Source organism: Streptomyces sp. NPDC088147 (genome assembly GCF_044741565.1).
Classification (GTDB): domain Bacteria; phylum Actinomycetota; class Actinomycetes; order Streptomycetales; family Streptomycetaceae; genus Streptomyces.
In genome coordinates this window covers 287,961-303,207 of record NZ_JBIUSY010000004.1, presented here as the reverse complement: position 1 = coordinate 303,207, position 15,247 = coordinate 287,961, and the positions used below count along the sequence as shown (strand labels likewise).

Annotated in this window: 12 protein-coding genes; 7 read left to right on the top strand and 5 right to left on the bottom strand. The window is 72.7% G+C overall.

The window, feature by feature from the left end:
• Positions 1–38: 38 nt before the first annotated feature.
• The gene (locus ACIOGX_RS16500; RefSeq protein WP_401913815.1) at positions 39–1,205 is read right to left on the bottom strand and encodes a serine hydrolase domain-containing protein; all 1,167 of its coding nucleotides are present in this window, start codon (positions 1,203–1,205) and stop codon (positions 39–41) included.
• Between the two features lie 282 nt (positions 1,206–1,487).
• On the opposite strand from ACIOGX_RS16500, the gene ACIOGX_RS16495 reads away from it, so the two are divergent.
• Complete coding sequence (locus ACIOGX_RS16495) at positions 1,488–1,811, top strand: plasmid stabilization protein (RefSeq protein ID WP_129768904.1); 324 nt, start codon at positions 1,488–1,490, stop codon at positions 1,809–1,811.
• 17 nt (positions 1,812–1,828) lie between these two features.
• On the opposite strand, the gene ACIOGX_RS16490 is transcribed toward ACIOGX_RS16495, so the two are convergent.
• Positions 1,829–2,005 (bottom strand): hypothetical protein, encoded by a 177-nt coding sequence (locus tag ACIOGX_RS16490; protein ID WP_401913811.1) that lies wholly within the window; start codon positions 2,003–2,005, stop codon positions 1,829–1,831.
• A gap of 208 nt (positions 2,006–2,213) precedes the next feature.
• On the opposite strand from ACIOGX_RS16490, the gene ACIOGX_RS16485 reads away from it, so the two are divergent.
• Entirely contained in the window at positions 2,214–3,830 is a 1,617-nt protein-coding gene (locus ACIOGX_RS16485; protein WP_401914227.1) for a glycoside hydrolase family 13 protein, read from the top strand.
• A 268-nt stretch (positions 3,831–4,098) separates the two neighbouring features.
• Here ACIOGX_RS16485 and clpX read toward each other — a convergent pair whose 3' ends face one another.
• The gene (gene clpX, locus ACIOGX_RS16480; RefSeq protein WP_401766282.1) at positions 4,099–5,391 is read right to left on the bottom strand and encodes an ATP-dependent Clp protease ATP-binding subunit ClpX; all 1,293 of its coding nucleotides are present in this window, start codon (positions 5,389–5,391) and stop codon (positions 4,099–4,101) included.
• A 122-nt stretch (positions 5,392–5,513) separates the two neighbouring features.
• Here clpX and ACIOGX_RS16475 point away from each other — a divergent pair, with 122 nt between their 5' ends.
• From ACIOGX_RS16475 to ACIOGX_RS16465, 3 genes are all read left to right on the top strand, one after another.
• The gene (locus tag ACIOGX_RS16475; RefSeq protein ID WP_401913808.1) at positions 5,514–6,710 is read left to right on the top strand and encodes a helix-turn-helix domain-containing protein; all 1,197 of its coding nucleotides are present in this window, start codon (positions 5,514–5,516) and stop codon (positions 6,708–6,710) included.
• A gap of 284 nt (positions 6,711–6,994) precedes the next feature.
• Positions 6,995–8,101 carry a ribosome small subunit-dependent GTPase A gene (rsgA, locus tag ACIOGX_RS16470; RefSeq protein ID WP_356510385.1) on the top strand — a complete coding sequence of 369 codons (1,107 nt, stop codon included), beginning with the start codon at positions 6,995–6,997 and terminating at the stop codon, positions 8,099–8,101.
• A 143-nt stretch (positions 8,102–8,244) separates the two neighbouring features.
• Positions 8,245–9,843 (top strand): Ada metal-binding domain-containing protein, encoded by a 1,599-nt coding sequence (locus ACIOGX_RS16465; protein WP_401913805.1) that lies wholly within the window; start codon positions 8,245–8,247, stop codon positions 9,841–9,843.
• 24 nt (positions 9,844–9,867) lie between these two features.
• Here the strand turns inward: ACIOGX_RS16465 and ACIOGX_RS16460 are convergent, their stop codons facing one another.
• Both ACIOGX_RS16460 and ACIOGX_RS16455 read right to left on the bottom strand, forming a co-directional pair.
• On the bottom strand, positions 9,868–10,233 hold the full coding sequence (locus ACIOGX_RS16460) for a PPOX class F420-dependent oxidoreductase (RefSeq protein ID WP_383963136.1): 366 nt from the start codon (positions 10,231–10,233) through the stop codon (positions 9,868–9,870).
• A gap of 226 nt (positions 10,234–10,459) precedes the next feature.
• Entirely contained in the window at positions 10,460–11,452 is a 993-nt protein-coding gene (locus ACIOGX_RS16455) for a helix-turn-helix domain-containing protein (RefSeq protein WP_401766294.1), read from the bottom strand.
• A 329-nt stretch (positions 11,453–11,781) separates the two neighbouring features.
• Between ACIOGX_RS16455 and ACIOGX_RS16450 the strand changes: the two genes are divergently transcribed.
• Entirely contained in the window at positions 11,782–13,422 is a 1,641-nt protein-coding gene (locus ACIOGX_RS16450; protein ID WP_401913800.1) for a protein phosphatase 2C domain-containing protein, read from the top strand.
• A 49-nt stretch (positions 13,423–13,471) separates the two neighbouring features.
• Positions 13,472–15,214, top strand: a complete 1,743-nt coding sequence (locus ACIOGX_RS16445; RefSeq protein ID WP_401913798.1) for a pyruvate dehydrogenase — start codon at positions 13,472–13,474, stop codon at positions 15,212–15,214.
• Positions 15,215–15,247 lie beyond the last annotated feature (33 nt).

The following is a 15,247-nucleotide window of genomic DNA, read 5'->3' as shown; positions in this document are numbered from 1 at the left end:
CGGCGTGACGCGGGCTGGCGGCGCGGCGGCGACGCGGGCTACAGCGCGCTGTACAGCGCGTCGATCAGGGCCATCTTGCGTGGATCATCGGCGATGTGCGACCCCATCCGGTTCATCACGTAACCCATGCTGATGCCCGCCTCCGGATCCGCGAGGCCGCAGGAACCGCCGAAGCCGTCGTGGCCGACCGCCCTGGGATTGGGGCCGTACGAGCCGTTGGCTCCGCTCAGCCAGAGTCCGAGGCCGATCTCCGTGTCATGGGCGAAGCCCGCGCCGAGCACCAGGTCCCGGCAGGCGCCCTGGCCCTCGCGGACCAGCTCCACGGTCTCCGGGGAGAGCACGCGGTGCTCGCCGAGGCGCCCGCGCCCGGCCACGATCCCGTACAGCGCCGCGACCGCGCGGGCCGTGCCGTGCCCATTGGCGGCGGGCAGCTCGGCGGCGCGCCACGTGGCCGTGTTGGCCTCGGCCGCGCCGGTCGCGGGGTTGCCCAGGGCCGCGAGCGCGACGGGCTCCATCCGGCCGAAGGCGGCGGTCTGTTCGGGGGTGAGGGGCACGCGCGGATGCACCAGCTCGGCGGCGCGGGCGGCCTCCTTCTCCGGCAGCCCGATGGTGAAGTCGATACCGAGCGGCCCGGTCACCTCCCGGTGCAGGAACTCACCCGGCAGCAGGCCCGTGACGCGTCGGACGACCTCGCCGACCAGGAAGCCGTAGGTGATCGGGTGATAGCCGGACCGGGTGCCCGGCTCCCACCAGGGCTCCGTCGCGGCGAGCCGGGACGTGGTCAGCTCCCAGTCGTAGAGCTGCTCGACGGAGTGCGGCCGACGCAGTCCCGCCAGCCCCGCGCGGTGCGCGAGCAGATGCCGTACGAGCACGGATTCCTTGCCGGCCGCGGCGAACTCGGGCCAGTACGCGGCGACCGGCGCGTCCGGATCGAGCAGTCCGCGGTCGATCAGCAGATGCGCGCACAGGGCCGTCGGCCCCTTGGTCGTCGACCACACGTTGACCAGGGTCTCGCGCTCCCACGGCCGGGTCCGTGCGCCGTCGGCCCATCCCGCCCACAGGTCGACGACCGTCTCGCCGCCGGCCAGCACGGTGACGCCCGCGCCGAGTTCGTCGCGCTCCTGGAAGTTCCGCTCGAACGCGGCGCGCACGGCGGCGAACCGTTCGTCGCAGTGTCCCTGTATGTGTGGTGCCTGTGGTGTCATCGGGCCCTCCGTCGCCCCGGGCGGGCCGGGTGGCCCGCTTGCCGATCCGGTTGCCCTGGAACGTACCGACTGGTCGGACCGGCGGGAAGGCGGGCGGTGCCGCGGGGCGCCGCGCAGCGCCGGACGGAACGCCTCGTCCGCGGCGCGACCGGTGAGGGGACCCGTACGGCCGCGCGCGTGCCGTCGCCATCAAGTTGCCGGTCCCGAAGGGGGGTAGGAGGGTGACCTCAAGAGCATCATCCGCACTATCCGCCATAAAACGGACCATGAGGAGTGATCCACATGCCACGAGGCTCCAGCCCCAAACGTGAGCGCCAGTACGAACACATCAAGGACAGCGCGCGAGAGCGCGGCGAGAGCGCGATGCGGTCGGAGGAGATCGCCGCGCGCACCGTGAACAAGGAACGGGCCCGTGCCGGGGAGTCCCGTACGGCGAGCAAGACGTCGATCCAGGACATGGCGTCCTCCAAGCGCGGCGGGCAGCGCTCGCACAGCGGGGCCGCGGGACCGACGTACGACCAGCTGTACGCCGAGGCGCAGCGCCGCAATGTGCACGGCCGCTCGTCCATGAACAAGGCCGAGCTGATGCGCGAACTGGGCCGCTGACCCGCTCGCGGTCCGCTTCACCGTCGCCGCGCGGGCGGGAACGCGGTGAACGGATCGGTCAGTACGGCGCTGTGCGCCACGGCGACGGCCGTGGCGCACAGCGCCTCGCGCACGGTGGAGCGGCCTACGCCGAGGGCCGTCGGGCGTACGAGGGGACGGGCTGAGCGTCCGGTGCGGTGAAGGGATGATCGCACCGCACCACTACAGTTTCAGCGCCCCCTCAGCCCAGCACGAGAGGTATCAGTGACTCAGCACGCGTTCCCGGACGGCGACGGCAACGGCGATGGCGATGGCGACGGAAGCGGCCACAGCTCCGGCTACGGCTTCGGCGGCCACGGCACCGGCGGCCACGGCGGAAGAGACCACGGGCGCGACTGGTGGCGGGAGTCCGTCGTCTACCAGATCTACGTCCCCAGCTTCGCCGACGCCGACGGCGACGGGATGGGCGACCTCCGCGGGATCACCGACCGGCTCGGCCATGTCGCGGAACTCGGCGCGGACGCCGTCTGGCTCACGCCGTTCTACCGCTCCCCGCTGGCCGACGGAGGCTATGACGTAGCCGACTACCGGGACGTCGACCCCCGGCACGGCACCCTCGACGACTTCCGCGCACTGCTCGGCCGGGCCCGCGAGCTGGGGCTCCGTACGATCGTCGACATCGTGCCGAACCACTGCTCCGACCAGCACCCCTGGTTCGCCGAGGCACTGGCGTCCGAGCCCGGCTCGGCCGCCCGCGACCGCTTCGTCTTCCGGGAGGGACGCGGCCCCGACGGCGCCGAGCCGCCCGCGGACTGGCAGTCGAAGTTCGGCGGCCCGGCCTGGACGCGGGTCCCCGACGGCCAGTGGTACATGCATATCTTCGCGGCCGAGCAGCCCGATCTGAACTGGGAGAACCCCGACGTCACGGCGGAGTTCGAGAGCGTCCTGCGCTTCTGGCTGGACCTCGGGGTCGACGGCTTCCGCATCGATGTGGCGCACGGGCTGCGGAAGGACCTCACCGCGCCGCTGCGCGACACCCGCGGCGGTGACACCGCGCCCCTCAACTCCCCGCCCAGCGGCGAGAACCACCCCTTCTGGGACCGCGACGAGGTCCATGACATCTACCGCGTCTGGCGGAAGATCACCGACTCGTACGCCCCGCCCCGGATCATGGTCGCCGAGGCGGGGGTGAGCGCCGCCCGGCTGCCGCTCTACACCCGGCCCGACGAACTGCACCAGGCGTTCAACTTCTTCCATCTGCGCTGCCCATGGGACGCCGGCTCCTTCCGCGAGGTCATCGACACCTCACTCACCGGCGCGGCCTCGGCCGGGGCCCTGCCGACCTGGGTGCTCTCCAACCACGATGTGGTGCGCCACCGCACCCGGTACGGGCTGCCGGAGGGCATCGACCTCCGTGCCTGGCTGCGGACAGACGGCCGGGACCCGGAGCCCGACGACGCCCTGAGCGGCCGGCGGGCGCGGGCCGCCGCGCTGCTGACCCTCGCGCTGCCCGGTACGACATACCTCTACCAGGGCGAGGAACTGGGCCTGCCCGAGGTCACCGATCTGCCGGCGGACGCGCTGCGCGACCCGATGTGGGAGCGCACGGGACACCGGGTGAAGGGCCGCGACGGCTGCCGCGTGCCGCTGCCGTGGACCACGGCCGGGTCCTCGTACGGCTTCGGCCCCGGCGGCAGCTGGCTGCCGCAGCCCGACGACTGGGGCACATGGTCGGTGGAGGCCCAGTCCGGCAGGCCGGACTCCTTCCTGGAGCTGTACCGTACGGCGCTGTCCCTGCGCCGGGGCTTCCTCGGCGACGAGAGCTTCGTGTGGCTGCCGTCGGCGCCGGGCGAACTGGCCTTCAGGAAGGGCGCGGGCCTGGTCTGCCGGGTCAACCTCTCCGACGCGCCCCTTCCGTTGGCCCTGCCCGCCGGGGCGAAGCCGCTGCTGGCGAGCGGCGAGCTGACGGCCGGCGCCGAGCGGGACATCACGCTGCTGCCGCCGGACACGGCGGTCTGGCTGGACATGAGGGAGATCTGAGACCTGACGGGACTCGACGGAACGGGAGCCCGAGCCGGAAGCGGAGCCCGAACCCGACAGGGCCGGCCGGGCGGGCCGGTATGACACGCGGGGCGGTGGCCGTGGGCCGCCGCCCCGCGCGCGTCCGGCCGTGCGCCGGGCCGCTGCTCGTCGCCGCCCTCGTCCGCCGCTTCGCCCTCGAACGCGTCACCGAACCAGGCCGGTCACCCACCCGGCCGCCCCCCCCGGTCACCCACCCCGGTCACCCACCCAGGTCAGCCGCCGGGCGCTACGCGGAGCGGTCGCGGCGTTCCCGGGCGCGGGCGGGCTTCTCGCGCGGTACGAGCGTGGGGTTGACGTTGTCGAGCACGGTGTCGCGGTCGACCACGACCCGCGCCACATCGTCCCGGCTCGGCACCTCGTACATCACATTGAGCAGCACCTCTTCGAGGATCGCGCGGGCCGCGCGGGCGCCGGTGCGGCGCAGCAGCGCCTGTTCGGCGATCGCGCCGATGGCGTCCTCGGTGAACTCCAGCTCCACGCCGTCGATTTCGAAGAGCTTCTGGTACTGCCTGATCAGCGCGTTGCGCGGCTCGGTGAGGATCCGTGTCAACGCCGCCCGGTCCAGCGGCTGGACGGTCGTCACCATCGGAAGGCGGCCGACGATCTCCGGGATCAGCCCGAACTTCAGCAGATCCTCGGGCATCACCTCGGCGTAGACGTCCCGCCGCTCCCGCTCCTCCTTGCCGGCGATCGTCGCGCCGAAGCCGATGCCCCCGCGGTCGGCCCGCTGTTCGACGATGCGCTCCAGACCGGCGAAGGCGCCGCCGACGATGAACAGCACGTTGGCCGTGTCGATCTGGATGAACTCCTGCTGCGGATGTTTCCGGCCGCCCTGCGGCGGTACGGAGGCGACGGTGCCCTCCAGGATCTTCAGCAGGGCCTGCTGGACGCCCTCGCCGGAGACATCGCGGGTGATCGACGGGTTCTCGCTCCTGCGGGCCACCTTGTCGATCTCGTCGATGTAGATGATCCCGGTCTCGGCCTTCCTGACGTCGTAGTCGGCCGCCTGGATCAGCTTCAGCAGGATGTTCTCGACGTCCTCACCCACATACCCGGCCTCGGTGAGCGCGGTGGCGTCGGCGATCGCGAACGGCACGTCGAGCATCCGGGCGAGCGTCTGGACCAGATACGTCTTGCCGCAGCCGGTCGGGCCGATCAACAGGATGTTGGACTTGCCGAGTTCGACCGGCTCGCCGCCGTGCGCGGCCTCCGCGCGCTCGTCCGTCCGGACGCGCTTGTAGTGGTTGTAGACCGCCACCGAGAGGGCCATCTTGGCGTTCGTCTGGCCGACGACATACTGGTCGAGGAAGGCGTGGATCTCGCGCGGCTTCGGCAGCTCCCAGTGCCCGTCCCCGTGCTCGCCGTCGAGCTCCTCCGCGATCAACTCGTTGCAGAGCCCGACGCATTCGTCGCAGATGCAGACCGGACTCGGACCCGCGATGAGCTTTCTGACCTGCTTCTGGTTCTTCCCGCAGAAAGTGCACCTCAGCAGTTCGCCGCCGTCACCGATGTGTGCCACTGGGAAGCGTCTCCTCAACGGTTGTGCGGCAGTCGCATGGTTGGACCATATGACATCACCATCTGAACGGTCACGGTATCTTGAAGCGGCACTGAACAGCAAAGCGGGGACGAGTGAGGGCGATGGGCCGGCTCAGCAGAGCGGAGCTGCAGGAGCACAACCGCGCCAAGATACTCGCCGCCGCCAGGGACGAGTTCGCGGAGCGCGGATTCAGGGACGCCAAGGTCGACGATATCGCCGGACGCGCCGGACTGACGCGCGGGGCGGTCTACTCCAACTTCCCCGGGAAAAGGGCCCTTTACTTCGCCGTCCTGGCCGGACTCGCCGAGCAGGAGTCCGTTTCCGTGTCTCTGCGCGCGTCCGTATCCGTATCTCTGGCCGATTCCCTGTCAGGATCCGATTCCCTGTCCGAGTCCGTACGTGAGAGCGCGCCCGAAGCCGTCTCCGAGACCACCCGTGACGCGCTCGGCGCGCTCGCCCGCGCGTGGGTCGCACGGCTGCCGCTCGCCGACACCGACGAGGAACACGGCCCGGCCCGGCTCGGGATGCATGTGATGCCGGAAGTCCTCGCCGAGGGGCGGATCCGGCGGCCCTTCGCGCAGTTGATGAAACTGGACGCGATCCTGCTCGGGCTGGCCCTGGAGCGCCTCCGGCCGCCCGAGGGGTACGACGGGTCCGGCAGCCAGGTGCGGGTCGCGGAGGCCGCGCTCACCCTCCTGCACGGCGCGAGCCGGCTCGCGGCCGTGGCGCCCGGATTCGTGGAGCCCTTCAATGTCGTCAGCGCCGTCGAGCAGTTGGCCGGTCTCGTGCTCCATGACTGGTGGCCGCCCCCGCATGTGATCACCCAGGCATGGCCGACCGACGAGCCGTGGGACCCGCCGCGGGTGCGGGACGCGGTACGCGGCGGGCCCGCGCGGCTCACGGACGACGGCGTGGTGGCGATCCTCGGTCTGCACCGGATCGAGGCCGTGGAAGAGGCGGTACGGGCCGCACCGCCCGGCGCCCGTATCACCGCCGTCCTCGTCACCGGCGACCCCGCCGAACTGGCGCCACTGGCGCGGCTGACCGTCGCCGACCTCTGCAACTGTCTGCGCCAGGCGTTCCCGCCGCCGGCCTGGCCCCGGCTGCAAGTGGTGTTCGACGAGTCGGGCGCCTTCGCGGCGGCGGCCGGCCTGCCCGCCGTCAGCGACGCGACCGAGGCCGCCGTACGGGTCGAGGCGGGCCGTATCGTCGCCCGCGCCGACGGCCGCGGCGCGTGCCACGCGGCGGCGTCCGCCGAGGTGGCGGCCCCGGCCGTACCGGCGGACGGGACCGGATAAATACCTCGCGTCATCTCGTCCGGTACGGCTAGGGTGAGCGCCGTACGGCCGACCGACGCCGTCGGTTGTCGGCTGTCGCGGTTCCGGCCGATGCGGATCAGTCCGGATCGGAACGGAACGGAACGAGGAATCCGGAGGTGAGGACATTGATGACTGTCACCACGCTGGGCGCTGCCCAGGAACAGAAGTTCATCAATCCCACCCCCGTGGTCTCCGGCTGACCTTCCTCTGTTTCTCTCTCGCGCCCACGCGCGTGCCGGGGCCACCCTTGTGAAGGGTTCCCCTTGTCTTTCTCCTCTCTGCTGGCTTTCCCCACGTCACACCCGCTCGTTCCGTACGGCTGGGACGAGGGCTGGGAAGCCGCGTTCGCCCCGTACGCGGAACGCGGTCTGGTGCCCGGCCGCGTGGTGCGGGTCGACCGCGGCCAGTGTGATGTCGTCACCCCGTCAGGACTGGTGCGCGCCGACACCGAGTTCGTGACGCCGCGTGATCCCCTGCGGGTGATCTGCACCGGCGACTGGGCCGCCGTGGACCCGGCCGGCGATCCCCGGTTCGTACGGGAGTATCTGCCGCGGCGCACCGCGTTCGTACGGTCCACGGCCTCCACCCGGTCCGAGGGACAGGTTCTCGCGGCCAATGTCGATCACGCGGTCATCGCCGTCTCCCTCGCCGTCGAACTCGACCTCGGGCGGATCGAGCGCTTTCTCGCCCTCGGCTGGGAGAGCGGCGCCCTTCCGGTCATCGTGCTCACCAAGGCCGACCTCGTGGCCGACCCCGCCGTCCTCGGCCATCTGGCCGAGGACGTACGGAACACCGCGCCCGGAGTGCAGGTGCTGTCCGTCAGCTCGGCCACGGGGGAGGGCATCGATGTGCTCTCCGCCGTGCTGTCGGGCGGCACCAGCGTCCTCCTCGGTATCTCCGGGGCGGGGAAGTCGACCCTCGCCAACGCCCTGCTCGGGGACGAGGTGATGGAGGTCCAGGCCACCCGCGACGCGGACGGGAAGGGGCGGCACACCACCACGACCCGGAATCTCCTCACCATCCCCGGGGGCGGCGTGCTCATCGACACGCCGGGGCTGCGCGGGGTCGGGCTGTGGGACGCCGAGACCGGCGTCGGGCAGGTCTTCTCGGAGATCGAGGGGCTCGCCGGGGAGTGCCGGTTCCACGACTGCGCGCATCTGGCGGAGCCGGGATGCGCCGTGCTCGCCGCGGTGGAGGACGGCTCGCTGTCCGTGCGGCGGCTGGAGAGCTACCGCAAGCTGCTGCGCGAGAACCAGCGCATCGTCGCGAAGACCGACGCCCGGCTGCGCGGTGAGATCCGGCGGGACTGGAAGCGCAAGGGCGCGGAGGGCCGCGCGGCCATGGAGGCCAAGCGCGGACGGATCCGGTAGCCACGGGCCGGGCGTACGGGGGTACGCGCGCCCGGCGGCCGGGGGCGCGTACGCCCCGGACCGCCGGACGCGCCGTACACGTGGACCGCGGCGTCCGAAATCCGCCAGTCCGGCGGGCCGGGCCGTCGCACACTGGAACCGTGATGGACGAGGAGACGAGATACGAGGCGGTCGCCAGCCGTGACGCGCGTTTCGACGGCGCGTTCTTCTTCGCCGTCGAGACGACCGGGATCTACTGCCGGCCGAGCTGCCCCGCCGTGACCCCGAAGCGGAAGAACGTGCGGTTCTACCCGACCGCGGCCGCCGCCCAGGGCCATGGCTTCCGCGCCTGCCGGCGGTGCAGGCCGGACGCCGTGCCCGGGTCGGCGGAGTGGAACGTACGCGCCGATGTCGTCGGCCGCGCGATGCGGATGATCGGCGACGGGATCGTGGACCGGGAGGGTGTGCCGGGGCTGGCCGGGCGCCTCGGTTACAGCGCCCGGCAGGTGCAGCGCCAGCTCACCGCCGAACTGGGCGCGGGACCCGTCGCCCTCGCCCGCGCCCAGCGGGCGCACACGGCACGGGTGCTGCTCCAGACGACCGGGCTGCCGGTCACGGAGATCGCGTTCGCGGCCGGCTTCGCGAGCGTGCGCCAGTTCAACGACACGATCCGGCAGATCTACGCCCGCACGCCCAGCGCGCTGCGCGCCGAATCGGGGACCCGGGCGGGGACCGGGGCGGGGACCCGCGCCTCGACCACGGCCGCGATGCTCCCGCCGGACGGGGCGTCGCGCACCGACCTGCCGCCTCTCACCGGCATCCCTTTGCGGCTCGCCCACCGGGGTCCCTACGCGGCGCGCGAGGTCTTCGACCTCCTCGCCGACGAAGCGCTCCCGCACACGGAGGAGGTGACGGGCGAACCCGGCACCCGCACCTACCGCCGTACGCTGCGGCTGCCGCACGGTCCCGGTTTCGTCTCCGTGGACGAGGCCCGGCCGGCCGGCGACGCACGCGACCGTCGCGACCGACGTGCCGCGGACGGCACGGGGGACGCACGCGTCCGGAGCGGCTGGCTGGAGGCGCGGATCCACCTCACCGAGCTGCGCGACCTCACCACCGCCGTACAGCGGTTGCGCCGGCTCTTCGACCTCGACGCCGATCCGTACGCCGTGGACGAGCGGCTCGGCGCCGACCCGCGGCTCGCCCCGCTCGTCGCGGCCCGCCCCGGGCTGCGCTCACCCGGCGCGGCCGAACCGGAGGAGTACGCGCTGCGCGCGCTCGTGGGCCACGCGGAGGCCGTGCGGCTCGTCGAGAGATACGGCGAGCCGGTGGACCACCCCCACGGCCGGGTCGACCGGCTGTTCCCTGAGCCGGCGGCCCTGCGTGCCGACCCGGTGGCGGGCCCGCTCGCCACCGCGCTCGCCGACGGCACCGTACGGCTCGACCCCGGAGCGGACCGCGACGAGGCCGAGCGGGCCCTGCTGGCCGTGCCCGGGGTGACCCGGCGTACGGCGGCGCTGATCCGGATGCGGGCGCTCGGCGACCCGGATGTCGCGCCGGACGCGGGGCCCGAGGGGGAACGCGCCGCCGAGCCGTGGCGGCCCTGGCGGTCCTACGCGACCCGGCATCTGCGTCTCGAAGGTCCGGACGGTCCGGAGAGTCTGGATCGTCCGCACGGTGCCGACGCGGACCGCGCCGGTCTCGCCGTATACGCGGGCACGGGCACGGCCACGGGCGCGGAGCCGGATCCGGGCTCCGCGTGACCGGTCACGCGGCGGCCGTGCGGGTCAGTCGAGCCCCCAGCTGTGGATCCACCGGGGGTGGATGCGGATCAGCTCCTCGCTGAAGTGCGGACCGAGGTCGTGCGGTCCGGTCAGCAGCTCCGCCTCACCCCGGATGTCCACGCCGCGCACCCGCCACGGATCGGTGCTGACGATGTCGTCGACGACCAGTGCCACCCGCGGATTCGCCTGGAGATTGCGCCACTTCTTGGTGGTCCCCAGCGCCAGGCCCCCGACCAGGATGGTGCCGTCGTCCTGCGGGAAGAAGCCGACCGGGTTGGCCTGCGGCTGTCCCTTGGGATCGACGGTCGCCATCCGCCCCAGCCTCTGGGACCTCAGATACGCGCGCTCGGCCTCACTGAATTCGGTCATGGTCCCAGCCTCACACGGATGTCTCTCGCGACGCATCCGTCCCGGCACCGTCCAGGACGGTACTCCCGGCACCGTCCAGGACGGTACTCCCGGCACCGTCCAGGACGGTACTCCCGGAACCGTCCAGGACGGGTAAGTCCCGGGACCGTCCTGGACGGTAAGTCCCGGGACCGTCCTGGACGGTAAGTCCCGGGACCGTCCTGGTCGGCCGGAGGCGGTCGCGGGCTCAGGGCCGGGGGTCGCGTGCCACCCAGCCCTTCTCGTAGGCGTGCCAGCCCAGTTGGAGACGGGTCGTCACCCCGCTCAGCTCCATCAGCCCCTTCACCCGGCGCTGTACGGTGCGCAGCCCCAGGTCCAGTTGCTTGGCCACGCTCGCGTCGGTCATGCCGGCGAGCAGGAGGGAGAGGATCTCCAGGTCGGTGGTGTCGGGGCCGGGAGCGTCCAGCTCCATGACCGTGCCGCCCGTACCGAGCCGCAGCGGCAGCGCCTCGCGCCACACCGCCTCGAAGAGTCCCATCAGCGACTCCAGCAGTCCGCTGGCGTGCACGACCAGGGCCGCGGGCCCGACGCCACGGCCCGTCAGCGGCACCATCGCCAGGGCGCGGTCCGCCACCACCAGCTTCGTCGGCACGCGCTCGGTCACCCGGACCTGTTCGTCGCGGCCGAGCGCGGCGGACAGTTCGGTGACACCGGTCGGCAGCGAGAGCACCTCGCGTTCGAGCACCACCCGGTACGCGACCCCGCGCTCGGCCGCCCGCTCCTCGGCCTCGTTGTCCATCCCGGTCACGGCCACCGGCCGGCCGGTGACGAGGGCGCAGACCTCCTCCGCGGCACCCAGCTGCAACTGGCGGAAGCGGTGGGCCACCGCGCTCGCGCCCGTCACCACCTCGATCAGATCGTGCACCGCGGGCTCGGTGGCCTCCGCGCGGTACTCCTCCGCGAGCAGCACGGCGGCCAGTTCGGCCTGCTCCAGCTCATGGCGGTGCTGGGTGAGCAGCGCGCCGAGCGCGACGGCGGGTGGCGCCGCGACCCACCGACCGGCCCGGGACGAGGACTGCGCGGCCAGGCCCTGCCGCTCCAGCCTGCGCAGGGCCCGTTCGGTGTCGGGCTCGGGGAGCGCGAGCCGATGGGCCAGATCCGCCACCTCCGCGGCGCCGATCGCCACCAGCGCGCGGTACGCGGACTCCTGTCTCTCGTCGAGACCTATCGCTCCCAGCATCCCTGCCAACCCCTCCCTGGACGCCCGCGCGGCCTCCCCGGCCGCGCTCTTTCCGCCATGCGCCGTGGCGGAAACCGGCCACGGCGTAAACCCGCCGCTCCCCATCATCCCTGTACAGGCCCTTTGTCTGCCAAGGTGGCGCCATCACAGCAGCAACAGACCCGGTCATATGCCCCCTGGGTATGCATGACTCGGCTCTGCTCGAATCTGTGAACGTCCGCCGGGCGTCCTTCCCGTGGGGGGTGGGGTCGCCCGGCGGATTCCGGGTTTCTCCCCGCTTTTTCCGCGCGCGCCGTTTTCGCGCCCCCGCCGCGGTCGAAAATAGGCTCATGAGCCAGCAGGGGGAGAGGCCGGCCGACGGCGACTGGTGGAACCGGCTGTACGACGCGTCCGCGCCGGACACCGGCCCCGGCCCGGCGGCGGGTGACACGCTCGATGATCGCTTCGACTCGGCGGCTGACGCGCTGTCGGACCCGGACCCGGACCCGGACGCGGACCCGGGCGCGGACCCGGACCCGGGCGCGGGCGCGGACCGGGTGTCGGACGCGGCCGGGACGCGGCCGGAAGACGTGACTCCGGAGCGATCGGGCGCTCAGCGGCCCGCCGCGGGGGCGCCGTGGGAGCCGGCCGCCCCCTACGCGCCCAGCGACGCACGGCCGCTGCCGGGCGCGACGGCCGGGTCACCCCCGCCCACGTCCCCGCACCCGACTCCGCCCGCGCCCTCTCCGCGACCCCCGGACCCGCCCCGGCCCCCGGACCCGCCCCGGCCCCCGGACCCGCGTCGGTCAACTCCCGTACCCCCCGCGCCCGGTGAGCCCGCGCCCCCCGCCACCCCGCCCGCCTCCGCCGCCCGGCCGGCCCATACCGCGCCGTATGCGCCGCCTGTCCCGCCTGTCCCGCCCGCCCCCGTCACCCACGTGGGCGACGGGCTGCCCACCTACGACCCCGAACCCACCGCCCTGCCCGCCGCGCACGCCGACCGGCTGGACGAGATCGTCGCCGACACCGTCCTCGACGGCGCGCGCTACGGCGCGTACACCCTGCGGGCCATGTCCGTACGGGGCGACTCCGCCCGCTACCGCGGCGATCCCCGCCGCGACGCGCTCCTGACCGCCCGCTTCGGGGAGGGCGCCGACGCGCTCGTCCTCGTCGCCGTGGCCAGTGGGGCCCGCGCCACCGAGGGCGCCCATCGCGCCGCGGCGGACGTGGCACGCTGGATCGGCGGCGCTGTCGGACACAGCCACGGCAGCCTCTCCGCGGACATACGGGCGGGCCGCAGGGGCGACCTCAAGTCCGGGCTGCACCGGCTGACCGACCGGGGGTTCGGCAAGCTCCGGGCCCGCGCCGCCGAACAGGGACTGCCTCCGGGGCAGTACACCGCCGACCTGCGCTGTCTGCTGCTCTCCGCCGATCCCGGCTGCCGTACCCGTGTGTTCTTCGGCGTCGGTGACGGTGGCCTCTTCCGGCTCAGGGACGGCGCGTGGCAGGACCTGGAGCCGCCTTTCGCCGATCCCGCCGCTTCCACCGGCGCGCCCGTGGTCGGCTTCGGCTCCCCGCCGCCCGAAACACCCGAGGGCGACAGGCTGACGCTGGATCTGGCGATCACCAAGCCCCCGTCCCTGTACACCTCGTCCGCGTACCCCCCGTCGCCGTACCCCTCACCCCCGCACACCACCTCCCCGCACGCCTCCCCGCACGCCGCCTCCCCGCAGGGCGAGGCGGCACCGCCTCCTCCGCCGCCCGAGCCGTTCCGGTTCCGCGCGTCGGTGGCCCGGCCGGGTGACACCCTCCTGCTGTGCAGCGCCGGTCTGGCCGAACCGCTGCGCGGCGAGCCCGCGCTCGCCCGCGAACTGGCCGGCCGCTGGGGTCCGGGCGGTCCACCGGACATGGCCGAGTTCCTCGCGGACACCCGGCTGCGGGTGAAGGGTTACGCCGACGACCGCACAGCGGTCGGCGTCTGGGAGGCGTAACCCCGTCCGGCGTGCGTTGATGGACACCGGACAGAAGGGGTGCGCTTCCATGGCCAAGCAGAGCGTGGCGGAACAGTTCGTCGACATCCTCGTCAAGGCAGGGGTCCAACGGCTGTACGGAGTCGTCGGGGACAGCCTCAACCCCGTCGTCGACGCCATCCGGCGCAACCGCGCGATCGACTGGATCCAGGTCAGGCACGAGGAGACCGCCGCCTTCGCGGCCGGCGCCGAGGCCCAGATCACCGGCAGGCTCGCCGCCTGCGCCGGCTCCTGCGGTCCCGGCAATCTGCATCTCATCAACGGCCTCTACGACGCCCACCGTTCCATGGCGCCCGTCCTCGCCCTCGCCTCCCACATCCCGTCCAGCGAGATCGGTCTCAGCTACTTCCAGGAGACCCACCCGGATCTGCTGTTCGGTGAGTGCAGCCACTACAACGAGATGATCTCCAACCCGAGACAGATGCCGCGCCTCGTCCAGACGGCGATCCAGCACGCCATCGGGCGGAGCGGCGTCAGCGTGGTCACCCTCCCCGGCGACATCGCCTCCGCGCCCGCCCCCGAGAAGGCGGAGGAGCACGCGCTCGTCACCTCCCGGCCGTCCGTGCGCCCCGGGGACGCGGAGATCGACAAGCTCGTCCGCATGATCGACGAGGCGAACCGGATCACCCTCTTCTGCGGCAGCGGCACGGCAGGCGCGCACGCCCAGGTGATGGAGTTCGCCGAGCGCGTCAAGTCCCCCGTCGGGCACGCCCTGCGCGGCAAGGAGTGGATCCAGTACGACAACCCGTACGACGTCGGGATGAGCGGACTGCTCGGCTACGGAGCCGCCTACGAGGCCACCCACCAGTGCGATCTGCTGATCCTGCTCGGCACGGACTTCCCGTACAACGCCTTCCTGCCCGACGATGTCAAGATCGTCCAGGTCGACATCAGGCCGGAGCACCTCGGCCGCCGCTCCAAGCTGGACCTCGCCGTCTGGGGAGATGTCCGCGAGACCCTGACCTGTGTGACACCGCGCGTGCGGGCCAAGACGGACCGCAGGTTCCTCGACAAGATGCTGAAGAAGCACGCCGACGCGCTGGAGGGCGTGGTCAAGGCGTACACCCGCAACGTCGAGAAGCACGTCCCGATCCACCCCGAGTACGTCGCCTCCGTGCTGGACGAACTCGCCGACGACGACGCCGTGTTCACCGTCGACACCGGCATGTGCAACGTCTGGGCGGCCCGTTACCTCACACCGAACGGACGGCGCCGGGTCATCGGCTCGTTCAGCCACGGTTCGATGGCCAACGCGCTGCCGCAGGCCATCGGGGCGCAGTTCACCGACCGCGGGCGCCAGGTCGTCTCGATGTCGGGGGACGGCGGGTTCTCCATGCTGATGGGCGACTTCCTCACCCTCGTCCAGTACGACCTGCCGGTGAAGATCGTGCTGTTCAACAACTCCGCGCTCGGCATGGTGGAGGTGGAGATGCTGGTGGCGGGGCTGCCGTCGTACGGCACGACCAACCACAACCCGGACTTCGCCGCCGTCGCCCGCGCCGCCGGGGCCCACGGGGTGCGGGTGGAGAAGCCCCGGCAGCTCGCGGGCGCGCTCAAGGACGCCTTCAAGCACAAGGGCCCCGCGCTGGTCGATGTCGTCACCGACCCGAACGCGCTGTCCATCCCGCCGAAGATCAGTGCCGACATGGTGACGGGCTTCGCGCTCTCGGCCAGCAAGATCGTCCTGGACGGCGGGGTGGGCCGCATGGTCCAGATGGCACGCTCCAACCTGCGGAACGTGCCACGGCCCTGACAGGTGCGGCCCGGTACGCCGCGCCGCGATGGT